The organism is Segetibacter sp. 3557_3 (assembly GCF_004354985.1).
Lineage (GTDB): Bacteria > Bacteroidota > Bacteroidia > Chitinophagales > Chitinophagaceae > Segetibacter.
In genome coordinates this window covers 245,567-269,666 of the sequence record NZ_SMSK01000002.1, presented here as the reverse complement: position 1 = coordinate 269,666, position 24,100 = coordinate 245,567, and the positions used below count along the sequence as shown (strand labels likewise).

At 45.4% G+C, this 24,100-nt stretch carries 25 protein-coding genes; 10 read left to right on the top strand and 15 right to left on the bottom strand.

Annotated elements, in window-relative coordinates; translation table 11 throughout:
- Nucleotides 1-316: 316 nt before the first annotated feature.
- Nucleotides 317-1,468, top strand: coding sequence for a hypothetical protein (locus tag EXU57_RS05505; protein WP_133267178.1), 1,152 nt, complete (start codon nt 317-319; stop codon nt 1,466-1,468).
- A gap of 20 nt (nt 1,469-1,488) precedes the next feature.
- Here the strand turns inward: EXU57_RS05505 and EXU57_RS05500 are convergent, their stop codons facing one another.
- Nucleotides 1,489-2,538, bottom strand: coding sequence for an LLM class flavin-dependent oxidoreductase (locus tag EXU57_RS05500; RefSeq protein ID WP_133267177.1), 1,050 nt, complete (start codon nt 2,536-2,538; stop codon nt 1,489-1,491).
- Between the two features lie 343 nt (nt 2,539-2,881).
- Between EXU57_RS05500 and EXU57_RS05495 the strand changes: the two genes are divergently transcribed.
- Nucleotides 2,882-3,799 carry a hypothetical protein gene (locus tag EXU57_RS05495; protein ID WP_133267176.1) on the top strand — a complete coding sequence of 306 codons (918 nt, stop codon included), beginning with the start codon at nt 2,882-2,884 and terminating at the stop codon, nt 3,797-3,799.
- A gap of 10 nt (nt 3,800-3,809) precedes the next feature.
- On the opposite strand, the gene EXU57_RS05490 is transcribed toward EXU57_RS05495, so the two are convergent.
- From EXU57_RS05490 to EXU57_RS05440, 11 genes are all read right to left on the bottom strand, one after another.
- Nucleotides 3,810-4,853, bottom strand: a complete 1,044-nt coding sequence (locus EXU57_RS05490; RefSeq protein ID WP_133267175.1) for a cytochrome-c peroxidase — start codon at nt 4,851-4,853, stop codon at nt 3,810-3,812.
- Nucleotides 4,853-5,611, bottom strand: a complete 759-nt coding sequence (locus EXU57_RS05485; RefSeq protein ID WP_133267174.1) for an MbnP family protein — start codon at nt 5,609-5,611, stop codon at nt 4,853-4,855. Before EXU57_RS05485 ends, EXU57_RS05490 begins: the two co-directional genes overlap by 1 nt.
- Nucleotides 5,612-6,094: 483 nt before the next feature.
- Nucleotides 6,095-6,907, bottom strand: coding sequence for a hypothetical protein (locus EXU57_RS05480; protein ID WP_133267173.1), 813 nt, complete (start codon nt 6,905-6,907; stop codon nt 6,095-6,097).
- 64 nt (nt 6,908-6,971) lie between these two features.
- On the bottom strand, nt 6,972-7,454 hold the full coding sequence (locus tag EXU57_RS05475; RefSeq protein WP_133267172.1) for a peroxiredoxin family protein: 483 nt from the start codon (nt 7,452-7,454) through the stop codon (nt 6,972-6,974).
- A gap of 36 nt (nt 7,455-7,490) precedes the next feature.
- On the bottom strand, nt 7,491-8,033 hold the full coding sequence (locus tag EXU57_RS05470; protein WP_165958039.1) for a heavy-metal-associated domain-containing protein: 543 nt from the start codon (nt 8,031-8,033) through the stop codon (nt 7,491-7,493).
- A gap of 108 nt (nt 8,034-8,141) precedes the next feature.
- On the bottom strand, nt 8,142-8,525 hold the full coding sequence (locus EXU57_RS05465) for an HYC_CC_PP family protein (protein WP_133267170.1): 384 nt from the start codon (nt 8,523-8,525) through the stop codon (nt 8,142-8,144).
- 198 nt (nt 8,526-8,723) lie between these two features.
- On the bottom strand, nt 8,724-9,605 hold the full coding sequence (rfbD, locus tag EXU57_RS05460; protein WP_133267169.1) for a dTDP-4-dehydrorhamnose reductase: 882 nt from the start codon (nt 9,603-9,605) through the stop codon (nt 8,724-8,726).
- Between the two features lie 9 nt (nt 9,606-9,614).
- Entirely contained in the window at nt 9,615-10,904 is a 1,290-nt protein-coding gene (locus EXU57_RS05455) for a nucleotide sugar dehydrogenase (RefSeq protein WP_133267168.1), read from the bottom strand.
- A complete protein-coding gene (locus tag EXU57_RS05450; protein ID WP_133267167.1) occupies nt 10,904-11,887 on the bottom strand; it encodes a UDP-glucuronic acid decarboxylase family protein in 984 nt (327 codons plus the stop codon). Before EXU57_RS05450 ends, EXU57_RS05455 begins: the two co-directional genes overlap by 1 nt.
- On the bottom strand, nt 11,884-13,254 hold the full coding sequence (locus tag EXU57_RS05445; protein ID WP_133267166.1) for a UDP-glucose dehydrogenase family protein: 1,371 nt from the start codon (nt 13,252-13,254) through the stop codon (nt 11,884-11,886). Before EXU57_RS05445 ends, EXU57_RS05450 begins: the two co-directional genes overlap by 4 nt.
- A gap of 9 nt (nt 13,255-13,263) precedes the next feature.
- Entirely contained in the window at nt 13,264-14,394 is a 1,131-nt protein-coding gene (locus tag EXU57_RS05440; RefSeq protein WP_133267165.1) for a DegT/DnrJ/EryC1/StrS family aminotransferase, read from the bottom strand.
- A 103-nt stretch (nt 14,395-14,497) separates the two neighbouring features.
- Here EXU57_RS05440 and EXU57_RS05435 point away from each other — a divergent pair, with 103 nt between their 5' ends.
- Nucleotides 14,498-15,757 (top strand): 3-deoxy-D-manno-octulosonic acid transferase, encoded by a 1,260-nt coding sequence (locus EXU57_RS05435; RefSeq protein ID WP_243745519.1) that lies wholly within the window; start codon nt 14,498-14,500, stop codon nt 15,755-15,757.
- Here the strand turns inward: EXU57_RS05435 and EXU57_RS05430 are convergent.
- Nucleotides 15,730-16,569, bottom strand: a complete 840-nt coding sequence (locus tag EXU57_RS05430) for a hypothetical protein (RefSeq protein WP_133267163.1) — start codon at nt 16,567-16,569, stop codon at nt 15,730-15,732. The genes EXU57_RS05435 and EXU57_RS05430 overlap by 28 nt on opposite strands.
- An 85-nt stretch (nt 16,570-16,654) precedes the next feature.
- Here EXU57_RS05430 and EXU57_RS05425 point away from each other — a divergent pair, with 85 nt between their 5' ends.
- Complete coding sequence (locus EXU57_RS05425; protein ID WP_133267162.1) at nt 16,655-17,233, top strand: thymidine kinase; 579 nt, start codon at nt 16,655-16,657, stop codon at nt 17,231-17,233.
- A gap of 101 nt (nt 17,234-17,334) precedes the next feature.
- Nucleotides 17,335-17,994, top strand: a complete 660-nt coding sequence (locus EXU57_RS05420) for a heme exporter protein CcmB (RefSeq protein WP_133267161.1) — start codon at nt 17,335-17,337, stop codon at nt 17,992-17,994.
- 26 nt (nt 17,995-18,020) lie between these two features.
- Here the strand turns inward: EXU57_RS05420 and EXU57_RS05415 are convergent, their stop codons facing one another.
- Nucleotides 18,021-18,449 carry an EamA family transporter gene (locus EXU57_RS05415; protein WP_133267160.1) on the bottom strand — a complete coding sequence of 143 codons (429 nt, stop codon included), beginning with the start codon at nt 18,447-18,449 and terminating at the stop codon, nt 18,021-18,023.
- Between the two features lie 256 nt (nt 18,450-18,705).
- On the opposite strand from EXU57_RS05415, the gene ccsA reads away from it, so the two are divergent.
- From ccsA to EXU57_RS05400, 3 genes are all read left to right on the top strand, one after another.
- Entirely contained in the window at nt 18,706-19,383 is a 678-nt protein-coding gene (ccsA, locus tag EXU57_RS05410) for a cytochrome c biogenesis protein CcsA (protein WP_133267159.1), read from the top strand.
- Entirely contained in the window at nt 19,376-19,606 is a 231-nt protein-coding gene (locus EXU57_RS05405; RefSeq protein ID WP_133267158.1) for a CcmD family protein, read from the top strand. Before ccsA ends, EXU57_RS05405 begins: the two co-directional genes overlap by 8 nt.
- A gap of 152 nt (nt 19,607-19,758) precedes the next feature.
- Nucleotides 19,759-21,177, top strand: coding sequence for a Glu/Leu/Phe/Val family dehydrogenase (locus EXU57_RS05400; protein WP_133267157.1), 1,419 nt, complete (start codon nt 19,759-19,761; stop codon nt 21,175-21,177).
- A 79-nt stretch (nt 21,178-21,256) separates the two neighbouring features.
- On the opposite strand, the gene EXU57_RS05395 is transcribed toward EXU57_RS05400, so the two are convergent.
- Nucleotides 21,257-21,691: a type I restriction enzyme HsdR N-terminal domain-containing protein gene (locus tag EXU57_RS05395; protein WP_133267156.1), complete on the bottom strand. Its 435-nt coding sequence runs from the start codon at nt 21,689-21,691 to the stop codon at nt 21,257-21,259.
- 78 nt (nt 21,692-21,769) lie between these two features.
- On the opposite strand from EXU57_RS05395, the gene EXU57_RS05390 reads away from it, so the two are divergent.
- Both EXU57_RS05390 and queA read left to right on the top strand, forming a co-directional pair.
- Nucleotides 21,770-22,540 (top strand): AMP nucleosidase, encoded by a 771-nt coding sequence (locus EXU57_RS05390; protein ID WP_133267155.1) that lies wholly within the window; start codon nt 21,770-21,772, stop codon nt 22,538-22,540.
- 403 nt (nt 22,541-22,943) lie between these two features.
- Complete coding sequence (gene queA, locus EXU57_RS05385; RefSeq protein ID WP_133267154.1) at nt 22,944-23,993, top strand: tRNA preQ1(34) S-adenosylmethionine ribosyltransferase-isomerase QueA; 1,050 nt, start codon at nt 22,944-22,946, stop codon at nt 23,991-23,993.
- Nucleotides 23,994-24,100 lie beyond the last annotated feature (107 nt).

The following is a 24,100-nucleotide window of genomic DNA, read 5'->3' as shown; positions in this document are numbered from 1 at the left end:
GTCCTGTTGCCGATTATTCTCCTTAGCCACTTTTTATCAAAAATATTTTGGCATAAGGCAACCTATTTGCGCCGTCATCCCTCCATAATTAACAGAACCATGAAGACTGCTAACGCTTGATGCTGAGTGAATTAGAATTAAGTTAGAAAGTTGTTTTGGGGTCGCAAAACGCAGGAAGGCCAATAATAATCAATAACTTGCAAAGTATTATTACTCTTTCGTGTATAGCTCAATTTCATTGTCAAAACCAATTCGCTAAGCTTTGCCATTAACAGATAAGAAGATATTGTTGATTTCTCCCCAATCCTGGGGCAAAATGTTTATCACAAAACATCACTACGCTGTTGAACTGAGCAAACTTGGCAATAAAGTTTATTTTCTAAATCCGCCTGAGGGTGATGTTTGGTCATGGAAGAAACCTGCTGACAGAATCAAGATCACCAGGAATGAAACCTACCCTAACCTCTACCTGGTTCAACACGAGCTGTTTTTCCCTTACCTGCTTAAGTTTCACGCAAGATGGCTCTATGACCTTTTAGTTAGAAAGCACCTCGCTCAAATAGAATCGATCATTGGTGAAAAACTCGATATTGTCTGGTCCTTTGATCATTCAAATATTTCACCACTCGAACACTTTCGCAACGCATACAAAATCTTTCATCCGGTCGACGACTCTGTTCACCCCCACTCTTTCAAAGCAGTAAAAAGCGCAGATATCCTGTTTACCGTAACAAAAGAGATCTTAAAGAAATACAGCAACTTTAAACTTCCAAAACACCTCATCAATCATGGGGTTGCCGAAGTTTTCCTCGATGACTCAAATGCCCGTAAAAACAATAGCGGCGTTGTTCATGTTGGCTTATCGGGTAACTGGCTACGTCCCGACCTGGATCACCCTTGCATCATCCGCATCATCAGGGAAAATCCGCGCGTAATTTTCAATTTTTTCGGCTCCTATAACATCAGCGAAACAAACCTCGGTGGTGGTCATCGTGCACATAGTCACTTCATCAGGGCACTACAGGGATCGAAGAATGTAATCCTGCATGGCCCCCTGCCTTATGAATCGCTCGCTGGATGGTTGCACAAAATGGACCTGTTCTTAATTTGTTACGACGTAGTAAAAGACCAGAGTAATGGCACCAACTACCATAAAATAATGGAATACCTGAGCACAGGCAAGGTCATCGTTTCCAACAACATCTCGTCTTACAGCGCCAGTCCGGAGCTCATCCAGATGGTTGCAGAGCGAAATTCAAATGACCGTCTTCCTGCACTCTTTAAAAAAGTTGTTTCCAATATTGCTTTTTACAACAGTGCCGAATTTGCAGAAAAAAGAAAGGCTGTCGCCAGGAATAATACCTACCTGATGCAAATAAGAAGGATCGAAAGTATTGTCTATCCTACCTCCAAAGTCGAGCAGGTAATCATTGGAACCCCGGTAGCACCGAATGCACTTGCCTGTTAGATCCTGATCAGTTCCTTAAGTTACATTTGCCGGGACCCCACGGCTGCTTCAGGCACAACATTGTTTTTGTTGATTTCGAATACTTCTGCCAAAAGTTCAAAAGAACGTAACCTGTCCGCTACATTATCGGTCATCGTCGCCGCCATAACCTCCTGAACGTCCAGCTCATCTGCAAGTAAGGTCAGTTGTTCCTTAACCTGTTCAGGGGTTCCCGAAACAACCCTGCCGCCGTTGTATCTTATGCGTTGTAGCTCTTCAGGTGTAAACTGGTAATCGCGGATCGATTCATAAGATCCCGGTTTATCAAAATTGCCCTTTTCAAATTGCAGCAGCCGGTAATCCATGAGCTTTCGCATTCGTAATGCTTTCTCCTCCGTATCCGCGCACAAAACTGAAATGGCCAGCAATTCCTGTGGCGATGCAAGTTCAGCTGACGGCCTGAAGTTGCGACGATAATCATCAACGATAGCGCGATCAGCATACCCATTTATAAAGCGGGCGATTGCAAGACCGGCACCAAATTTCGCGGCTATCCTGCTGCTTCCGCCACTCGAACTCAGTATCCACTGCATGGGTACTGTTTCTGATTGTGGCACAGCCAGCAGTGAACCGTATTGGGTACCTGCAGTATCGTGAAAGTAATGCTGAAGATGGGTGAGCTGCCGTAAGTAGCTGTCTTCGCTGAAGTCGTTCGATGGGTTTAGCACCGAACTGGTTATCCGGTCTGTTCCTGGTGCACGACCCATACCCAGGTCAATCCGGCCCGGAAAAAGTGTTTCAAGCATACGAAAGTTCTCAGCAACTTTTAATGCACTGTGGTTTGGCAACATTATACCACCCGAGCCGATACGTATCGTGCTGGTGTCATTTGCCAGTTTTACCATCAATACCTCGGGGGTGGAGCCCGCTATGGAAGCCGCATTATAGTGTTCGGATATCCAAAAACGATGGTACCCTAAACGCTCTGCCAGCTTTGCCGTGGCTATCGTTTCTTCAATTGCCTCCTTCGGCGTGCTTCCTTGCCTCACAATTGATTGATCCAGTATACTAAGCTTTATTTCGCTTTTCATATCGATGCTGCACTACAGCTTTTTACACGCTGAACAACAATTGCGCCCACGTCGAAAGCAGCAGCAACAACGTCACATCGGGCTTCCTTTACAATCACGGTGATTTTTTTGGAGCCGGCATTTGTCCTTAACCCGGCATCGTTGTGTCACTCACTTCTACTGGTATCACGCCATTCAGCGGGTATTTACCCGATCCTGAACAGGCGAATTCTGCAAACTAGTCAATGCTTTGTTTACCATTTGGCAACGTTTTCCACCTCTCTTAATAACAAAAATTGGTTCACCGATTTTAATTGCGAACGCACGTGAATAAGAGTAATTTGTTAGTAAAATATTAACATCTATGAAAAGTTTAATTTTACTCACAGGAGGCTTTACAATTTTGGCAGTCGTTGCCGATGCACAACGATTTACCCTTCAGCCACAAGTTGGCCTTGAACATTCCCGGTCAATGATCCGGGTAAACGATAAAGCTTCGTTGTCCTCGGTTGCGAACAGCATTGCACCGTCGGCCGGGCTTAGACTAAACGCAAAAATCACCAAACTACACGGAGCTTTCATTGGTGTCTCTACCAATAGTTCACCCGTAGAGTACCGGTTTTCAACTGCTGAAACCATTGAGCAAAACCATACGATTTCAAACGCCGGCTTGCGAATGACTTTGCAGGCAGGCTATCAATACACAAGTAAACGTATTTCACTGGGAAAAGCTTCGGCGCATAAATCCGATCAGAAACCTTCTTATAACCGCGCGCTTTCAGGCATGTCGGGTAGCCGTTGCGGGGCTTATAGCAGCCGTTGCGGAATGGCGCGTATGAAACAGGAAGCCGAACAAAAATCAAAAGCTAAAAACTGGTATATGAGCGTTCAGCCTTCTATCGGAGCTGCTTTTGTACCCACCGTTTCAGCTATGCAACAGGTTAATGTGGTGGATGGTAAAAATGAATACACCTATACTGCCGCAAATTGGAGAACGGCAATTGTAACCGGGGTTGCTTTTCAGTTCAGCAGGAAAAACGATCAACCTTTTACTGTGGGAATAAACTACCTAAAAGGCATAGGAAAGTTTGGCACCGAAACCATTGAGACTACGAACGGGTTGAAAACGACACCCGTAAACTTTCGCTCAAGCGCCTCTTCATGGAACTTAAGTTTTGGTGTTCCAATCAGCCTGAGCAAAAGTAAACCTGAAGTAAAAGCCCGTCCTGAAGTAAAAAACTATTACTATAAGTCGAAGTGTCAACGTTACAAAGTGATTTAGGCCGGGAAGATCATTCGCTGAAACGCTTATCTTTTAAGAATGTACTGTCGGTTAAAGCAAAAAGAAAAGACTTCAGTTGTCCGATCTCAAAATTACTTAAGGGTATCTTGCCCCTCACCAGCGGGTCAGTAGTAGGGCCATTAACTACCCCGTTTCGATAATGCTCAAGCACATTGTCCAGGTAGTAAAACCTTCCATCGTGCTCGTAAGGAAAGCTCAATTCTACATTCCGCAGGGTTGGCACCTTAAACTTAAGGGAATCGGCAGGGTTGCGTGTAATCAGCATCCTGCCGAAATCCTTTATGCTGTTGTTAACGGGTAATCCCACATTTCTATAACTCTGGTCGGTGAATAGCGGTTCAGCATGACACCCGGCGCACTTTGCCTTGAAGATTTCGTAGCCCAGTCCTTCAGACAGGGTGAATGTAGCCTCTCCCCTTTTTACCTTGTCGTACTTGCTATTGTTACTTACCATCATCAATATGAACTGGCTCAACGCCCTTGTCATTCGCTGCGTGTTCACCTGCTCGGTTCCGAATGCCGCCTTAAACATTCCGCGGTACACGGGATCGGACTGGAGTTTTCCAATAACCCCGGAGATGGTCTCTGCCATTTCATTGGGGGCAGTTATAGGTGCAAGCGGTTGAAGATCGAGGTGGTTAATACCGCCATCCCACATAAACTCGCTTTGCCAGGCCAGGTTTGCAAGCCCGGGAGAATTACGCGTGGTAAGCGTATTGTTGAAACCATGGCTAAGGTCGTGATCAAATGTGGCAAAAGCTGCAAATTGCTGGTGGCAACTTCCACAGGGGAAATTTCCATCTTTACTCAATCGGCCATCGTAGAATAACTTCTTGCCCAGCTCAAAGCCTTCTTTGGTTAGTTGGTTACTGTCGAACCGGTACTTTGGCTGTGGCCAGCCTGCCGGAACCGTAAAGTTCAGCGGGGTTGTCGCCGCAGCTGGCGACTGCACGTCTTTTTTCTTACAGGCATCAATCGCAAGAATGCCCGTGAGCACCACTAATACAAGTATGGTGGATATGACTTTCTGCATTAGTTGTTGATCGCTACAATTTTAAACATGTATCTATAATTGTCAGCGAACTTCACAGCCAGTTCTCCCGCATTGGTACATACCGGATGGTCGGCGATTCTTAATTGGTGCGGGCCTGTAAACCATGAGTTTGCATCTGCTTCTAAAAAAACTTCACTCACTTTATCGCTCCTTACCGTAATCACGGAACCGGGAGGGAACGCTGGAGAAGCCTGCCTGATGGTATTTTCTCCTGTTCTGAACCCACCTGCGTGTAACGTTAAGTTTTGGTTTGGTGCGGTGGATAAGGGTGAGGTGCCTTCGAGTTTAGCCATAACATAGCCGGTGTTCCACGTCCAGAACATACCTTTTAATGGGTCAAGGTCACCCGCCTGTGTTCCACTTACATTTCGTATGCTGTCTACACCAATAATGAAGGAAATCCTGGTATAAACGCCCTCCGGCACATTTATCTCGAATGACTTTGAAGAAGAGTCTGCTTCATCCACCAGGTGGTACACCCCGTCAACATTGGCCCAATTGCCCGATTGAGCCTGTAGTTTTATGTTGCTGATATAATATTTGAACATACTGACGGTATACGGCTCACCAAAGGAGTTTTGATATGTGGTTCCAGGCTGCATGACGGTTTTACCTGCAACATTTTTGAAGCTCAGTTTCAAAGGACGACCAGCACCGGGTTCCATAATGAGCTCGCGCTGGCATGAACCAAGACAGAAGGTGAGAGAAACTAAAACCGCAAGGGAAAAAAACTTCATAAGATCGCAATGATGAACTTAACAAGGTAGATACTTCGAAGTGCAAATAAGCTGCTTGCCCGTAAACTGTAAGGCATGGCCGGGTTAAAGATACACGTTCTGGCAAAACTGGTAAATGCGCCAACTCAGCCAGGTTGTTAAATTATTGCAGCTGCTGATAGTACACCTTGCTACTGTTTCCGGTGTTACCGGTAAACGCAACTACCGTTTTTGATTTACTCGTAGCAACCAACCAAGCACTTTGGTTTGTCAACTTAAGTGTGAAGAGCTAAGCATTTCACAAATGATGGTGCCCGGGGACCGCGACACGGTTTATAGCCATCCAGGGTTCGGGTGGCAATTTACCTCGCATATCTATTTGCAATGTAAAAAAGCTGACCAAAGCTGACGATACATCAGGCGACCGCTGACGATGTTTCGTGCTATGTAATTCTGTTATGGCTTTGACTTGAGGTTCTTAAGTGGAGGGGGAATGGTAGGTCACTATTTCCAGGCATTTAGAAGCGTGCGCTCAATTGCTATTTGCACCATGTTTTCTCCAACCCTCGTCATGTTGCTTTTTAACTGAAAGCGATAACCAAGGTTGACCTTGGTGTTGCTGTTGAATATCACCTGAACTGCCGGCGCAAGATCAACACCATAATGATGACTGTCTAATGCTTTGGAGCCCATTAATTCAACATAAAGGTTAAGGTTGGTTTGACGGTAATCAGTATACTCCTTTGGCAGGAGGAGCTGTCCTGCTGATAGCGTGTAATTGATCATGTGTAACGAACGATCACGATGATCCTGGTGCCCGGTCTTTTGTGCAAATACCCGGGTATACGCAGCAGTGAGGGATACCGCCGTTTTATTAACTAATTGTGTAGCGATGAAGCCTAACTGGGCACCGTCATTATCGCCTTCGAGATTTACTTCCTGGTAGGTGTATGGGTTTCGGGTAAATGCCGCATCTGCAAAAGCTGCCATCCGAAAGTGACGATGCACCTCATCATTCGAAAGAAACCGATATTTAGCATACAACCTTGCGCCGTCGTAACGAATGTTCTTAAAGTGAAAATCTGAAAAAGAACCGGAGAAGTGAACCATCCAGTTTTTATTGATGCCAAACATGATCTCAGGCATATAACGTTGCCGGTAAGTGTTCGTCATTTTATTATATGGAAAGCGGGCGGTTCCCTTGAATGAAATTGACCTGGCTGGCATATTACTGGCTGGCTCCGAAAACACATACAGCTCCTGGGAGAAACTGGTATTAACAAAATAAACCAGGCATATTGTAAACAATAATTTCATAAATAGATTGTCTGCACGACTTTGTCGTGATGTTGAAAAAAGCCGGACGTGCCGATGGTAGTAGTTAAAGCAACTTCTTCAGCAGCGTTTCAAGTTCGTCCCTGCCTGGGTTCATAGCAACGAGCTTTCCTTCCTTGTCAATCAGGAAAGTAGCAGGAATGTACATCAGGTTCCAGGTATGTGTAAGCTCATTTCCTGAAGCGGCACTCAGGTCGATAACCTGCGGCCAGGTCATCTTATCCTGCTTTATGGCACGCATCCAGGCAGATTTATTGGCGTCGAGTGATACGCCGAAGATTTCGAAACCCCTACCCTTATTTTGCTCATAGAACGAGATCATCTTACGGTTATTTATCCTGCAGGGCCCGCACCAGGATGCCCAAAAGTCCAGCAGAACAACCTTACCTTTTAAAGCCGATAAACGCCAGGTGGTTCCTGTTGCATCCGGAAGTACAATGTCAGGTGCCTGTGTACCCTTTTGAGGCTGTGCGCTTACCAGCGCACCATTCGTGGCGCATAAAAGCAGAAGAGCAAGTAAGTATTTCATAAAAAAAACCACCCGGCAAAGCCGGGTGGGATATGATTAGATTGTTACATGATAGATACGGTTGTCGTTTGTTGCACCAGGTTTTGAACAGCACGAAGCCATCACCCCGGTTTTTACACATTCCATTTTGGTGGACGCCGCATACTTTTTATATGTTTTGTCGCTTACAAACTTCTTATCTACCAACTGAAAAGTTTGATCGCCGGCAAGGGTTTGGTCTTTTATACCAAGAAAGTGCAGGTTTTGTCCCTGAAGTGAAAGATGTGCATCGTTGCCTACTTTCACATTGTTAAAGGCCGCTTTTACCTGCAGCTTAGCAACAGAAAATCCCGCTCCTTCTACAGCTTTACGGAGGGCATCAAAATTAACCGGCATGCCTGGTTTAAAAAGGACCGTGAACGAGGACTCCTTAATGTTGGATTCAACCTTTGCTGTGAAGGGCAGTTTTTGCAGTGCCTTATTAATGGCATTGGAACACATTGCGCAGGTTAAACCACTCGCCTGCAGGGTAGCTTGTTTAATTTGTGCCTGTGCCTGAAGCGTAACGAACAAAACACAAAGCGCTATAACCTTTTTCATTTGTAGTGTATAATTAGATATGAGGTATTTGTTACCACGTTTAAACATGTAAACGTTTGCTGAACTGTAAACGCCAAAACTAAATTGAGGCCTTTACGAGGGCAGACATCATATTCTAAAAACACAATTGCGGAGGTAAATGTTGGACGCGGATGAAAGTGGCGGACTACCACGAACCGGTTTTACCAACAGGGATGCTTCAGGCAGCACCGGATTGATAAAAGATGGGGTGACCGGCAGAACCCCCTGGATAGAAGACTGGTAGGCAGTAATTGCTGCGGCCTTGTGTGCATCTTCAAGCTTGATCAACTTAAAGGTACTGGAACAACAGGCGCTTTTCTTCTTCGGCTTTGCACAGCTGCAAACTTTGGGGTTAACGTTGTCGACACTAACGCCCGAAACCTTTCCCATGCAATAATGCACATTTAATACAAAACCGCTACTTACGGCCAGGTATAGAACAGCAACTATTGATGTGATTAGCTTTCGCATTAGCACAAATGTACGTAACCGGGGCAGTTTATGCTCCAGATAGTTCTGTTAAAAAGCCAACAAATTTAAAGGAAAGGGAGTTCCCGTAAATAGAAAATCCGTTCCCCGGAGCGTTGCCGATGAACGGATTGTGACACAACGATGTTTAACCAGGGAACAACCGCCGGTACCAAAAAAAAGTTCCGGCGTTTGTTGTGGTTATTGTTGTTGTGCTAAAATTGAAATGCAGCTTTCGAGGCTGTTTCGCCAGTCGGGAACAGCAATCCCAAAAGTTCGGGTGATTTTATCCTTGCTCATACCAGAGTAAGAGGGTCGCTTTGCAGGGGTAGGATAAGCGGTAGATGGCACCGGGTTAACGTTGCAGCTAAGCCCGGAAATATCACGGACTGCAACGGCAAAGTCGTACCAGCTAATGATGCCCTCATTTGAAAAGTGGTATATGCCTCCGTACGTACTTTTTCCTCCAGCAAGTTTATCAACCACTTGCAGGATTACTTTGGCGAGGTCGGCAGCGTATGTGGGGGAGCCCACCTGGTCGTTTACAACATTAAGCGTATCCCGTTCCGACATCAGCCGGCGCATGGTTTTAACGAAATTGTGGCCGAAAAAACTATACACCCACGAGGTGCGGATTATAACAACATCAGGATGGTACTGTAGTGCTTGTTCTTCGCCTTTAAGCTTTGAAAACCCGTAATAATTCACGGGATCGGTTGGGTCATCTTCCCGGTAAGGTTCACTACCGGTTCCGTTGAAAACATAGTCGGTAGAGATATGAACGAAACCTGCCCCGGACTGTGCACAGCGTTTAGCGAGGTAGCCAACCGCATCAGCGTTCACCCTCAGTGTAAGCTCCTTGTCGGTTTCGGCCTTATCGACAGCCGTATATGCACCCGCGTTAATGCAAAATGATGGCCGGTACTGATCGAAAAACTGATCGAGTGAAGACTCGTCTGTAATGTCGAGTTCCGGAAGATCGGTAAATACAAACTCGTATTGTGGGTAACCCGGTGCGAGCACCTGGAGTTCGTTGCCGAGCTGGCCGTTTTTACCGGTGACCAGGATAACGGGTTTTTGCATAGTCAAATTTTACAGACTCCAGTATTTCCGGCTGGATATTTTGTTGCGATAAACACCTTTAAGATCGATAACAAGGGCATGCTCCTTTGTGATAGAACTGAAATATTGATCGTCGTATGCAAGATATGGCGCATGCGGAACGGAAACAATAACCACGTCATAGTCATCATCGAGCTTCTCCAACAGGTCGAACCCGTATTCATGCTGGGTTTCTTCACTGTCGGCATAAGGATCGGAGACGAACACCTGGAGGTGGTAAGACCTAAGGGTTTTAACCACATCGGCAATCTTTGAATTGCGGATGTCGCTTACGTTCTCTTTAAACGTTGCGCCCATTACAAGGATCTTTGCTCCCTTTACGTCGGCCGAATATTGAATAACGTGTTGCAGGATCTTTTTTGAAACATAGTTGCCCATGTTATCATTGATGTACCTGCCCGACAGGATTACCCTGGAGTTGAAGCCAAGTTCGGCGGCCTTATAGGTAAGATAGTAAGGATCTACACCGATGCAGTGACCTCCAACCAGCCCGGGGAAGAACTTGAGGAAGTTCCATTTTGTACCTGCTGCCTCCAGCACGTCGTAGGTATTGATACCCATACGATCAAAAATAATCGACAACTCGTTCATCAACGCAATGTTTAGGTCGCGTTGGGTGTTCTCAATAATTTTCGCCGCTTCCGCAACTTTAATTGAAGTTGCCCGGTGCACGCCGGCATGTACTACCATCTCGTATACCGAGGCGATTTCGTGCAGCGACTCTGCATCGCAACCTGAAACAACCTTGATTACATTTTGAAGTGTATGCTCTTTATCTCCCGGGTTGATCCTTTCAGGGGAATAACCTAGTTTAAAGTCCTGACCAACTTTAAGTCCGCTCAGCTTTTCGATTACGGGCAAACAGTCTTCTTCGGTACAACCCGGGTACACTGTGGATTCGAAAACAACGTAATCGCCTTTTTTAAGCACTTTTCCGATGGTTTCGGAAGCGCTTTTAACAGGGATCAGGTCGGGGACGTTGTGCGCATCTACTGGGGTAGGTACCGCAACAATAAAGAAGTTACAATTTCTTAGATCATCCAGTGAGGTGGTAAAAGTAATGTCCCGATCCAGAAAAACTTCTTTTTCGAGTTCATTGCTGGGGTCGATACCTTGTTTCATCAGGTCGACCCGTTTTTGATTAATATCGAAACCGACGACGGATGCTTTGCGGGCAAATTCCAATGCTATTGGTAAACCAACATATCCTAATCCAATCACCGCAATTTTCGCTTCCTTATTAAGAATAGCCTGGTACATTATGGTATACTTTTAAATTCCTTTGGCTGCTTATACAACTCTTCTTTGGGTAGTGATTGAAAATACTGGTAAGTAATTTTCAGTCCCTCTGCCCTTGATACAGTTGGCTGCCATCCTAATATTTCCTGTGCTTTTGTGATATCCGGCCTGCGTTGTTTTGGATCATCAACAGGCAATGGTTTATAAACAATTTGTGTATTTGTTCCGGTAAGCTTTTGAACTTCTTCGGCAAAGTCTTTCAAAGTGATTTCATTGGGGTTGCCGATGTTAACAGGATAAGCATAGTCACTCATCAACAAACGATAGATCCCTTCAACCAGGTCATCAACATAGCAAAATGAACGCGTTTGAGATCCATCGCCGAACACTGTGAGATCTTCGCCGCGGAGTGCCTGGCCAATAAATGCGGGTAGTGCACGACCGTCGTTGAGGCGCATACGCGGTCCATAGGTATTAAAAATCCTGATGATCCGTGTTTCAACATTATGGAAGGTGTGGTAGGCCATTGTAATGGCTTCCTGGAAACGTTTTGCTTCGTCGTATACACCACGCGGTCCTACCGGGTTTACATTACCCCAGTATTCTTCGTTTTGAGGGTGAACCAGCGGATCACCATAAACTTCACTGGTGGATGCCACCAGTATTCTTGCGTTTTTGCTTTTTGCGAGTCCTAAACAATTATGTGTTCCCAATGAGCCCACTTTCAGCGTTTGAATCGGGATCTTCAGGTAGTCGATTGGGCTGGCAGGTGATGCAAAGTGAAGGATGTAATCTAATGAACCGGGAATATGGATGTACTTGGATACATCGTGGTGATAGAATTCGAAATCTTCGAGCTTGAAAAGGTGCTCAATGTTCCTGAGGTCACCTGTAATCAGGTTATCCATACCGATAACGTGATAACCTTCTTTAAGAAAGCGGTCGCAGAGATGTGAACCGAGGAAACCCGCCGCCCCGGTGATCAATATCCTTTTTTTACTCATATTACTGCTTCTTTTAACGCTGAATGGTTAGTAGTGGTTTGGTGGTTTTGTGGCTGGCTGTTCGAAATGGTTTTTCTTCCAATACTTTCATAATGAAAACCACATTCCTGCATTTTTTCAAGCTCAAACAAGTTACGTCCGTCGAAAATGGTTCTTGAAGGCAACAAGCTGATGATGCGGTCGAAATCGGGTGTTCTGAACTCTGCCCACTCTGTAGCGATAATCAGTGCGTCAGCATTTTCCAATGCATCGTATTGATTTTCGACAAAAACAATTTTGTCGTCGTAAAGCGCCCTTACGTTGGCCATTGCCTCGGGATCAAAGGTTTTGACTTTCGCCCCTGCTTTAAGCAGTTCGTCTATGATATATAATGCCGGAGCCTCGCGAATGTCGTCGGTATTTGGTTTGAAGGCCAATCCCCAAAGCGCAAATGTTTTTCCCTCGATAGATCCGAAGTAGTTATGAATTCTTGGAAGAAGGGATAACTTCTGGCTTTCGTTTACGTCTTCAACCGCCTTCAAGATCTTGAAGTCGTATTGTACTTCATCTGCTGATTTTACGAGCGCCTTTACGTCTTTGGGAAAACAACTTCCACCATAGCCGATGCCCGGGAATAAGAAACGTTTTCCTATCCGCTCGTCGCTACCGATACCTTTTCTTACCATGTCGACGTCGGCGCCAAGCAATTCGCAGAGCCGGGCGATTTCGTTCATGAAGGTGATCTTGGTTGCTAAAAAAGAATTTGCTGCATATTTTGTAAGCTCGGCCGATGCTTCATCCATGTAGATAATGGGATTACCCTGGCGAACAAAAGGTGCATAAAGGTCGCCCATGATTTTCTTTGCCCTTTCTGATGTGGTACCGATAACCACCCTGTCCGGCTTCATAAAATCTTCCACTGCTACACCTTCCCGAAGAAACTCGGGGTTACTCACCACATCGAATTCAACTGTTGCATGTTTGGCAATAGCATCGCGCACCTTGTCGCATGTGCCAACCGGTACAGTACTTTTATCAACAATAACTTTATAGTCGGTCATTAGTTTTCCGAGGTCATCCGCTACCTTCAGGATGTAGCGCAGATCTGCACTACCATCTTCACCGGGAGGTGTAGGTAATGCCAGGAAAATAACTTTTGCATCTTTTATACCTTGCTGCAGGTCCGTAGTAAAATGCAGTCGGTCTTCCTTGATGTTCCTGTGAAACAACTTCTCAAGCCCGGGTTCAAATATGGTGATCTGCCCATTGGAAAGCATATCAACTTTTCGTTTGTCGATATCAACACAGGTAACGGTATTTCCGGTTTCAGCGAAACAAGTGCCGGAAACAAGACCAACATAACCGGTTCCTACAACAGCAATTTTCATAAATTATTTTTAAGCGTTTATATAATTTAAGACATGATGGGTTATGTACTGCAGTTGCTCCTCATCCAATTCGGTGTGCATAGGAAGGGAAATAACTCTGTCCGTTAACCAATCAGTCACTTCTAAGACGATGTTCGAAGATGAAAAGGATGCAAACATCTTTTGCCTGTGCACAGGCACAGGATAGTAGATCATAGAAGGAATTTTTTGCTCAGCAAGGTACTTTGCCATTCCGTCCCGGTCAACCCCTTCGAGCAACAGTGTATACTGGTGATACACATGGGTGCTGTACGAAGCAATAAACGGCACGGTTAAGCTTTTATTGTCGGCAAAAGTGGCGTCGTAATATGCCGCAGCTTGCTGGCGAGCGCTGATATAACTATCTAATTGCTTAAGCTTTGCGTTTAAAATAGCGGCCTGGATACTATCGAGCCTGGAGTTACAACCAACCATCTCATGGTAGTAGCGAACTTGTTGTCCATGGTTCGCAATCATCTTCAACCGCAGGGCTAATTCGTTCTCTTCAGTAAAAAGCGCACCTCCGTCGCCGTAAGCACCAAGGTTCTTGGATGGATAAAAAGAGGTTGCACCCACATGGCCCATCGTGCCGTTTTTCTTTTTAGTGCCGTCTTTAAATATATAATCACCCCCTATCGCCTGGGCATTGTCTTCAATGACAAACAGTTTGTGATTTTGTGCAATCTCCAGTATGGCCTCCATATTGGCAGCGTGCCCATAAAGGTGTACCGGCACAATAGCCCTGGTTCGGGGTGTAATTGCTTTTACCACCTGCTCAGGATCGATGCAAAAGGTTTTAGGATCAACGTCTACAAAAACGGGAACGAGTCTTAAGAGCGCAATTACTTCAACCGTTGCGATGTAAGTAAATGATGGGGTAATAACTTCATCACCCGGTTCAAGTCCTAAACCCATCATTGCAATTTGAAGAGCATCGGTACCGTTACCGCAGGTAACTGTATTGGCGATGTTAAGGTAAGCGGAAAGATTCTTTGCAAAATCCTGAACGGGTTTGCCATTGATGTAAGCAGCGCTGTCTAAGACTTCCTGGATACCGGCATCTACCTCTTCTTTTATCTTGAGGTATTGTTTTTTTGTATCGACCATTTGAATGGGAGTCATAAGCGCTGTTTTTAATGGGCGGGCAAAACTACGGTAAAAAAGCCTTCTGTGTATCCTTGGGTTACAAGTGCCGTAAATGTTATTTTTGTTTAAAATACCCCCATTGTCAAGGCTGCTCTACAACTTTTTTATACGCCTTTATCCACTCATAATCCGTTTTTTATCACCATTCAATCCCAAAGCCCGGCAGTGGCGCAGGGGCAGGAAGGACCTGTTTACGTTATTAAATAACCGGGTAGCCCCAACCGATAATACAATATGGATGCATTGTGCTTCGTTGGGAGAGTTTGAACAAGGGCGGCCATTACTGGAAAAACTTAAATCAGAAAACGAGGGCTACAAAATTGTACTCACGTTTTTTTCACCTTCAGGTTTTGAGGTACGTAAGGACTATGAGGGAGCAGACGTTATCTGTTATTTACCTATGGACAGCCGGGGTAATGCAAAAAGGTTTTTTGACCTCGTGCATCCCTCGTTGATCCTGTTTGTAAAATATGAATTTTGGTATTATTACCTGGCAGAAGCTTATAAGAGAAAAGTGCCACTATTACTGGTTTCAGGGGTCTTTAGAGAGGATCAACCTTTTTTCAGATGGTATGGTGGACTACACCGAAAGATGCTAAAAGCTTTTACACACTTCTTCATTCAAAATGCCGACTCTGCGGAGCTGCTGGAATTGCTTGGCTTTAAGGATAACGTTACTGTGAGCGGTGATACCCGGTTCGACCGTGTTTTACAAATTGCTGCGACAGTACGCGACATACCACAGATTAGCAGCTTTTGTAACGGGGCTGAAGTAGTAGTTGCGGGCAGTACCTGGGGAGAAGACGACGAAGAAATGGCGCACTTTGTAAATTCAGGTGCAGCCATAAAATTTATAATAGCGCCGCATGATATCGGCAAAGACAGGCTTAACGAGTGCAGCAGGCTATACAAAAAATCCATGTTGTATTCTGCCTTTATTGCTGCAGATGGCAAAGCAGGGGAAAATATAAATACGTTAATCATCGACAACATCGGTATGCTGAGCAGCTTGTACCAATATGCAACGGTAGCGTATGTTGGCGGAGGCTTTGGGGATGATGGTGTGCACAACGTGTTGGAGGCAGCGGTTTACGGTAAACCTGTGTTATTCGGCCCCGTGTACCAAAAATTCGTTGAGGCCGGCGAGCTCGTTGCCTGCGGCGGTGCCTTCCCGGTTAAGAATGCACTTGAGCTCGAAAAGCTTCTTACAAAGCTACTTGCAAGGGACCACCAGTATATCCTCGCAAGTCATGCGGCTGCAAACTATGTAATGGGTAAAAAAGGACCGACAGAGGCAATTGCCGCCTATATCTACGAAAACCGCCTTTTAACGAGCTGATCAAACGTTTTTACGGTTTCGTTGTTGATGTCCCAGCCAAGTTTTAATTTCAATTCGCGTTGTATCCAGTACTCAGCTTCGGGAAAGATGTGAAAGCTATTAATGGTTTTTATGCTTCTTTCGTACATCGTTTCATCGTCTCTAAACAGGTCATGAATAAAACGGTGACGGTCATTTATGCTGATTGCCTTTTTGAGGTCTTTGATGGGGGTGCCCTGCAGGGTATGGGCGACTTCAGCTTTCTCTTGTTTTAACGCTTCATTCAGCGATCCTCCATCTTTCACCAGTGTGTCGTTAACCTCGGCCCCTGCTTTCTCCTGGTGTGCAAGTGTTGGTACTTCACCAGGATGAAATAACCATCCGGTGGATGACTTACCCTGGAACCTGCCTGCATGTTCTACAGGTTTAACCTCTGTCGTAGCCAGGGTGATGTCTGGTTCGGAAACCGGTTGGCTGGATACTTCTTCAACAAACTTATCGTCGTGCTTCACTTCTGGGTTGTGCCGGGGCTCAATAACTTCTACGTGGGGCTTGCGGGCAGGCTCGACAACCTGCGCCGGCGACTCCTTTACTTCTGGTTTATGACGTGAGCCGGTCTGCAGTGTCTCCGCTACATTCACTTGCTGACCAATTGCTGAACTGTTAAAAGGTAACACCACCGAAACCCGCGATAAAGAATGGCCATTCTGTTTCTTTACATGTTGCATAAGCTCAGCTTGCAGCATCTGGGTAGTTACCAGCATGCTTCTTACATCCGCTTTTTGCAAGATTTGCTCCTGTAATTTGTTGATCAAAATGCCCACTCTTTCCATGAGATAGGTTACTTTTGGGGATTTGAGAAGGTAAACAAGCCTTAAAATTACTAACTCTTTGCCGACAAACAACAAGTCTTAAGAAATGTTTATAGAACCGAATATATCCGGCGAGAGGCGGGGCTGGATAGAAGTTATTTGTGGGAGCATGTTTAGCGGCAAAACGGAGGAACTCATAAGGCGGTTAAAAAGAGCGCGGATAGCTAACCTAAAGGTTGAAATATTTAAACCTGCAATCGATATACGTTACAACGAAATGAATGTTGTCAGCCACGACAGCAACTATATTCAGTCTACCCCCATTGATAATTCCCAAACAATTCTTTTACTGGCTAACGATGTAGACATTGTCGGAATTGATGAAGCACAATTTTTCGACGACGAGATTTTACACGTTTGTGAAGTCCTTGCCCTCAGGGGAACACGGGTAATTATCGCTGGTCTCGACATGGACTATCTTGGAAGGCCCTTCGGGCGCATGCCGGGACTGCTTGCAATAGCCGACTTTATCACCAAGCTGCACGCCATATGCGTTGTTTGTGGAAACCTGGCCAATATCTCGTACCGGAAATCTGCCGCAGAGGCGCAGGTTGTAATTGGCGAAATGGACATCTACGAGCCAAGATGCCGGAAGTGTTACAACGATGCCCAGGTAGCAAACTGAATTTTGCCGAAGAACCCGGTTAGAGTTGATAAGCCATAGGGATTAGTCCCTCTTGAGGCATATCCCGGCTTATCAGCCTGTCATAATAATAAGGTAAACGTATGAAGAGTGCAGCAGCGGTTTTTGCGCTACTAAAAAAAGACATCCTGCTCGAAATCAGGCAGCAGTACAGCTTCTACGGGGTGCTTTTATATGTAGCATCTACGATCTTCGTTTTATACCTTGCAATGGGTCACCCTGATAGTGACGTGTGGAATGGACTGTTTTGGATGATCCAGCTTTTTATTTGCATCAATGCAGTGGCAAAAAGTTTTTTACAGGAGAGTCGTGGAAGGATGTTGTACTTCTACGCTATCGCGGGCCCACGCGACTATGTTATTTCAAAGCTTGTTTTTAATGCATTGCTGATGCTGCTAATGAGTATTATCAGCCTCCTGCTATTTCAATTGCTCATGGGTAACCCTCTTAGGGATCCGTTGCAATTTGTTGGGCTGGTGGCATTAGGCTCGGTAAGCCTGAGCCTTGTATTTACATTTCTTGCAGCAATTGCTGCAAAGGCCCAACAAAATGCTGCATTGATGGCGATAATGGGCTTTCCGATTATAATACCACAACTGTTATTACTGATGAAGATATCGTCTATCGCTTTTTCATCGGTGATCCAGGCAGGGCTTGGCCAGATGATCCTGTTACTGGTTGGGCTCGACGTTATGGTGGTTGTGCTTTCTTTGATCCTTTTTCCATTCCTCTGGAAAGATTAAGCTCCTTATGAACTTACAAACGCTGCTTATGAACCCTTCTTCGATAATGCAATCAGCACTGCACCACTAAACATCAACATTGCTCCGACAATAATCTGCCAGGTAAGCTTTTCTTTCAGGAAGATAGCGGCCAGGATTATTGCAAATACCAACGAGACCCGCTCGATCGGGGATACCACGGAAGCATCTCCAAGTTTAAGTGCCCTAAAAGTGAGCAAGGAAGAAATACAGGTAATTACGCCGGCCGCAACAAGGAAGATCCAAGTTTTACGATCGATACTTGCAATGGCACCAGCAGATTTTTGGAAAGCTACCACCGACCAGGCAACAACGATTATGCAAACCGATTGGATGGCAAATCCAAGACTTGGATCAAGGTTTTTGATACCAGCTTTTGAAAGGGTTACGGCGATAGCGGCTGCCAAGGCGGCAAGAAGGGCAAAAATGAGCCACATAAGGGAAACTTGTTAAAGGGAAAAGAACGAGAATGCAAACATTAAGCCGCACCAAATGTTTAAGATGTCCAACACGATAAGCCATTTGCAATAGGTCACCTCAGGTAACGATTAGCTTAGTGCGGTGCCGTAATGCCGAAATTTAATTATTCAATATTACTGAGGTGCTTTACACTATTTTTGCTGGCAAAATTTTAAAAATGTTGACCGCTTTTTATCAATCTCCTAAATGGCTGTCACAGGCAAAATCACAACCATGATTAAACAATCCTGGTGGAAAATTCTCGGGGCTATTTTATTAGCCTACACGTTTACCGCTGGTTTCCTTATTAAAGTACCACATGTTGGCAATCTTTATGGAAGTATCCGCAACTTGTTCTTTCATGTCCCTATGTGGTTTGGGATGATGGTGTTGTTTACCGTTTCGGTGGTAAACGCCATCAGGTATCTTTCAAAACCATCCATCCGATTGGATATATACTCGGCAGAATACGCGAAAATGGGAATGGTCTTTGGCATCCTTGGCCTGATTACCGGTTCAATATGGGCCACCTACGCCTGGGGCGAACCCTGGAGCAACGACCCCAAACAATTGCTTGCAGCTATAGCCTTGCTTATCTATGCTGCCTACTTTATTCTACGAAATTCTATTCCCGACATGGACAAGCGGGCAAAAGTTGGTGCCGTTTACAATGTATTTGCCTGTGCGATGCTGATACCAACCCTTTGGATTATTCCAAGGATGGTAGAAAGCTTACACCCAGGCGGCCAGGGTGTAGAAGGTAATCCGGGCATTAATGGCAAGGATCTCGACCCGCGTATGCGTATGGTATTCTGGCCGGCGGTTCTTGGCTGGACCCTTCTTGGAATATGGATCACTACACTTAAAATCAGGTTCTCAGTTTTCAGAGAAAAACAACTCGCAAATGCATAGATGGAAAAATTGGCTATTGGTTTTGGCATCCTTGCTTTTTCAGATCGGCGTTTATGCGCAGGATGCCGCCGGCGCTGATAAAGGTGAAGGATTCATGAGAACGGAAGGAAAGATATATGTCGTTATGGTTGTTGTGCTTACTATCCTCGCCGGTATGTTGGTATACCTTGTGCGGCTCGACCGGAAGATCTCTAATCTTGAGAAGGGTAACAATAACCCGTAGCGTTTTACGATAAACCGGGCCGGGTATTCCAGCACGGTTTGAAGAATTAAGTTCTTGTAACTAATCTAAGGGACAAGGTTCATAATCTTCAACATTGACGCTTTTGAAACAGGAAAACGATTGTAACCATAGGATTCATTAAATCTAATCACATGTCAGAACAGAACAATTATAGTTTCTTCAATAGCGTTGAAAGAAGCTTTGATAAGGCGGCAAAGTTTACCCAATGGGACCCCGGAATACTGGAACAAATTAAAGCCTGTAACAGTGTTTACCAGATGCGCTTCCCGGTAAGGATTGGCGACCGGATAGAAGTTATTGAAGCGTACCGGGTTCAGCATAGTCACCATAAAGCACCTTGTAAAGGCGGTATCCGCTTTAGCCTTGCCGTAAACCAGGATGAGGTAATGGCACTGGCTGCACTAATGACCTATAAGTGCGCTATTGTAAATGTTCCATTCGGTGGGGGTAAAGGCGGAATTAAGATAGATCCAAAGAAATACACGGAATACGAGCTGGAGAAGATCACCAGACGTTATACTGCTGAATTAATTAAAAAGAATTTTATCGGACCCGGTACAGATGTACCGGCACCTGATTACGGTACGGGCGCAAGAGAAATGGCCTGGATACTCGATACTTATGTTGCCATGCATCCGGGAGAAGTAGACGCAGCCGGTTGCGTTACGGGTAAACCCGTTTCGCAAGGCGGTGTTCGCGGACGTACAGAAGCTACCGGAATGGGCGTGTTTTTTGGCATTCGTGAAGTTTGCAATATGAAGGACACCATGGACAAACTTGGCCTCGCAACGGGTCTCGAAGGCAAAACCGTGGTGATCCAGGGGCTCGGCAATGTGGGTTTTTATTGCGCCAAATACTTCAGGCAAGGTGGCTGCAAGGTAGTCGCGATAGCCGAATTTGAAGGTGCGATCTACAACCCTGATGGCTTTAACGAAGAGGAAGTCTTCAAACACCGCAAGTCTACAGGCTCCCTGTTGAACTTTCCCGGTGCCACAAACCTTGTAAAAAACGCTGACGCCCTTGAACTGGATTGCGATATTTTAATTCCTGCGGCACTCGAAAACGTGATCAATGCCGAAAATGCTCCAAGGGTTAAAGCAAAAATCATTGGTGAAGCCGCAAACGGACCAATTACCCCGGAGGCAGATGAAAACTTTGCTGCGAGGGGCGTCCTTGTTGTTCCGGATATGTACTTAAATGCAGGGGGTGTTACCGTAAGTTATTTTGAGTGGTTGAAGAACCTGAGCCATGTGCGCTACGGACGCCTTGAAAAGCGATTTAGTGAAAACATGAATAAACACATTCTCGGGCAAATCGAAGAACTCACCGAGAAGAAGGTAAGCGACATAGAACGCAACTTCATAGAACATGGTGCCGATGAAGTGGACCTGGTACACAGTGGACTGGAAGAAACGATGATCACTGCTACCCGTGAGATCATGGAGATATGGAAAACCAACCCGCAAATTCCCGACATGCGTACGGCTGCTTATGTGTGCGCCATCAATAAGGTTGGAACAAGTTATGCTGAGCTTGGTATTTTCCCATAAGCATCAAGGATAAAACAAGCACATAATCTGGGCAACGGCCCTGAGGAACTAAGTAAATTCCCGCTGATGGCGGGAATTTTCATTTATAGGTGGGAATGGCGGTTATCCACTCAGCACGTTCACCTGAGATGGACGCGGCATAAGTAGTGGTACCATTGGTTATTACGAGGTAGGCAACCTGCAGCCGCACATTATAGTTCAACACCTGCCGCAATACGGTTGTTGTTAGCGGCACTTTCATTTCCTTACATTCCACAATCATCCAAGGCATAGCGTCGCGGTAAACCACAATGTCGCAGCGGCGGCGCATACCCCCAACCTGAATTTCCTTTTCTACAGCCATCAGGGTTGCAGGGTATTGCATGGCCTGTACCAGGTATTGGATAAAGTTTTGCCTGACCCATTCTTCCGGCGTTAATACCAACCACTGTTTCCGGATCTCATCAAAGATAATTTCGCGGCCGCCTTCTTCTTTTATTTTATAAGGGTGAGGAGGGTACGCGATATCGATCATCGAAAGAAAGTATTTGCTAAATTTACAGAATTGCCTGTTCGACCGGAAGAAGCAACAATACTACAAAACAAGTGATTTATGAAGACGAAAGATGATATCGTAAAGAACTGGCTACCCCGGTATACCGGGGAGAAGCTCTCCAACTTTGGCAAATACATTTTGCTCACCAACTTCAGCAACTATGTAAAAATGTTCGCTACTATGCATGGGGTTCCGGTAACCGGTGAGGAGCGGCCTATGCAAACGGCAACGGCTGATGGCATAACAATCATCAACTTCGGAATGGGAAGTCCGGGCGCAGCTACTGTAATGGATTTGCTGTCCGCCATAGAACCAGAGGCCGTGCTTTTCCTGGGTAAATGTGGGGGATTAAAAAAGCGAAATAAAATTGGCGACCTTATACTTCCTATTGCCGCCATACGTGGTGAAGGTACTTCCAACGACTACTTCCCGCCTGAAGTTCCTGCAATGCCCTCTTTTGCGCTGCAAAAAGCGATCTCAACAACAATAAGGGACTATGAAGTGGACTATTGGACTGGAACGGTTTACACCACCAACCGCCGGGTTTGGGAACACGACGAAGAATTCAAAGCCTACCTTCAAAAAGTAAGGGCGTATGCTATCGACATGGAAACAGCTACAATATTTTCTGTCGGGTTCTTTAATAAAACGCCAACCGGCGCACTCCTGTTGGTAAGTGACCAACCGATGGTTCCCGAAGGGGTCAAAACAGAAGAAAGCGACGTGTTGGTTACAAGATCGTTCGTGGATAAGCACCTCAAAATCGGGATCGACTCCCTTAAACAACTGATCAATAACGGCCTCACAGTAAGGCACCTTAAGTTTTGATATAATGGTCCATTCACTTGTTAAAGGACAGCCTGAAATGAGTTGCCCAGATACCAATGAATGTCAACTCACTTCTGATCATTAAGAAAGTCCAGGTAAAATTTACTCTCCTCGTCACGGATTATGTTTACGAACCAGACAGGGTTTAAGGAGATTAGCAATATCAACCAGACGTGAGATCACCTGGTCTGAATCATAAGCTAAGCTGATCGCTTCCAATCCAATGGTATTAGCTGCCGCAATACAAGATCATTAGTCAATCATATTGAAACGATATGTTAACTTTCGGGATCATAGGCTTAAAAAACTTAGTTTTGCACACTTTAAAATCATGCCGTAACATGACTCACCCTATATCAGGGCTATACTGCATGTGACTATTGTTTAAACTTTCAATCGACACATGAAATTATCTCAATTCAAATTTGACCTTCCACTAAATCTTATTGCTCAAAATCCAGCCAAAAGAAGAGAAGACAGCCGGTTAATGGTTGTTCATCGCAAAACTGGCCAGATGGAAAACAAACACTTTCGCGACATCATTGAATATTTTGATGACAAAGATGTATTTGTTGTAAATAACACTAAAGTATTTCCTGCCCGTATGTACGGACGAAAGGAAAAAACCGGTGCAAAAATAGAGGTCTTCTTACTTCGCGAATTAAACAAACCCAACCGTCTTTGGGATGTAATTGTAGATCCCGCAAGGAAAATCAGGGTTGGTAATAAATTATACTTTGGCGACTCCGATGAACTGGTTGCAGAAGTTATCGACAATACCACCAGCCGGGGACGAACCATCCGCTTTTTGTGGGAGGGTTCCGAAGAAGAGTTTAAAGTTCAGTTGGAAGCACTTGGCGAAACCCCGCTTCCGAAGTACATCAAGCGCAAGCCCGATGAAGAGGATAAAGAGCGCTACCAAACTGTTTACGCCAAACACGAGGGCGCCGTTGCTGCACCAACAGCAGGTTTACACTTCAGCAAAGAACTCATAAAAAGATGCGAGATCAAGGGCATCCGGTTTGCGGAAGTAACATTGCATACGGGTTTGGGTACATTCAGGCCCATCGAAGTTGAAGACCTGAGTAAACATAAGATGGACGCCGAGTATTACCGGATCGATGAAACCGCCTGCAAGATTGTTAACAAAGCTAAGGAAGAAGGACATCGCATCTGCTCGATTGGAACAACCACCATGCGTTCAATGGAGAGCAGCTTTACAGCACAGCGGCTGCTGAAACCAAGTGAAGGCTGGACAAACCATTTTATTCATCCGCCATACAACTTCAATGTTGCTGACGCGCTGGTAACCAACTTTCACCTGCCTAAAACCAGCCTCCTTATCATGACCTGCGCATTCGCCGGTTACGACCTGGCCATGGAAGCTTACAAGAAAGCCATCAAAGACAAGTACCGGTTCTTCAGCTATGGCGACGCCATCCTGATCATCTAAGCATCTTATACTTTCACAAAAAAGCTCCTGCGAAAAACAGGAGCTTTTTTTTTGGTAGCCAGCAGCAACAACTGAAGCGACAGTGGTTGCCCGCCCGGCTGCGCCAT

Coding starts and splice junctions, on each gene's coding strand:
- EXU57_RS05425 (WP_133267162.1), top strand. CDS start 16,655: ATGTTTATAGAACCGAATATATCCGGCGAGAGGCGGGGCTGGATAGAA.
- EXU57_RS05485 (WP_133267174.1), bottom strand. CDS start 5,611: ATGAAGTTTTTTTCCCTTGCGGTTTTAGTTTCTCTCACCTTCTGTCTT.
- EXU57_RS05500 (WP_133267177.1), bottom strand. CDS start 2,538: ATGAAAAGCGAAATAAAGCTTAGTATACTGGATCAATCAATTGTGAGG.
- EXU57_RS05470 (WP_165958039.1), bottom strand. CDS start 8,033: ATGAAAAAGGTTATAGCGCTTTGTGTTTTGTTCGTTACGCTTCAGGCA.
- ccsA (WP_133267159.1), top strand. CDS start 18,706: ATGATTAAACAATCCTGGTGGAAAATTCTCGGGGCTATTTTATTAGCC.
- EXU57_RS05495 (WP_133267176.1), top strand. CDS start 2,882: ATGAAAAGTTTAATTTTACTCACAGGAGGCTTTACAATTTTGGCAGTC.
- EXU57_RS05450 (WP_133267167.1), bottom strand. CDS start 11,887: ATGAGTAAAAAAAGGATATTGATCACCGGGGCGGCGGGTTTCCTCGGT.
- EXU57_RS05400 (WP_133267157.1), top strand. CDS start 19,759: ATGTCAGAACAGAACAATTATAGTTTCTTCAATAGCGTTGAAAGAAGC.
- EXU57_RS05440 (WP_133267165.1), bottom strand. CDS start 14,394: ATGACTCCCATTCAAATGGTCGATACAAAAAAACAATACCTCAAGATA.
- EXU57_RS05505 (WP_133267178.1), top strand. CDS start 317: ATGTTTATCACAAAACATCACTACGCTGTTGAACTGAGCAAACTTGGC.
- EXU57_RS05395 (WP_133267156.1), bottom strand. CDS start 21,691: ATGATCGATATCGCGTACCCTCCTCACCCTTATAAAATAAAAGAAGAA.
- rfbD (WP_133267169.1), bottom strand. CDS start 9,605: ATGCAAAAACCCGTTATCCTGGTCACCGGTAAAAACGGCCAGCTCGGC.
- EXU57_RS05405 (WP_133267158.1), top strand. CDS start 19,376: ATGCATAGATGGAAAAATTGGCTATTGGTTTTGGCATCCTTGCTTTTT.
- EXU57_RS05465 (WP_133267170.1), bottom strand. CDS start 8,525: ATGCGAAAGCTAATCACATCAATAGTTGCTGTTCTATACCTGGCCGTA.
- EXU57_RS05415 (WP_133267160.1), bottom strand. CDS start 18,449: ATGTGGCTCATTTTTGCCCTTCTTGCCGCCTTGGCAGCCGCTATCGCC.
- EXU57_RS05390 (WP_133267155.1), top strand. CDS start 21,770: ATGAAGACGAAAGATGATATCGTAAAGAACTGGCTACCCCGGTATACC.
- EXU57_RS05475 (WP_133267172.1), bottom strand. CDS start 7,454: ATGAAATACTTACTTGCTCTTCTGCTTTTATGCGCCACGAATGGTGCG.
- EXU57_RS05490 (WP_133267175.1), bottom strand. CDS start 4,853: ATGCAGAAAGTCATATCCACCATACTTGTATTAGTGGTGCTCACGGGC.
- EXU57_RS05420 (WP_133267161.1), top strand. CDS start 17,335: ATGAAGAGTGCAGCAGCGGTTTTTGCGCTACTAAAAAAAGACATCCTG.
- EXU57_RS05480 (WP_133267173.1), bottom strand. CDS start 6,907: ATGAAATTATTGTTTACAATATGCCTGGTTTATTTTGTTAATACCAGT.
- EXU57_RS05430 (WP_133267163.1), bottom strand. CDS start 16,569: ATGGAAAGAGTGGGCATTTTGATCAACAAATTACAGGAGCAAATCTTG.
- queA (WP_133267154.1), top strand. CDS start 22,944: ATGAAATTATCTCAATTCAAATTTGACCTTCCACTAAATCTTATTGCT.
- EXU57_RS05445 (WP_133267166.1), bottom strand. CDS start 13,254: ATGAAAATTGCTGTTGTAGGAACCGGTTATGTTGGTCTTGTTTCCGGC.
- EXU57_RS05455 (WP_133267168.1), bottom strand. CDS start 10,904: ATGTACCAGGCTATTCTTAATAAGGAAGCGAAAATTGCGGTGATTGGA.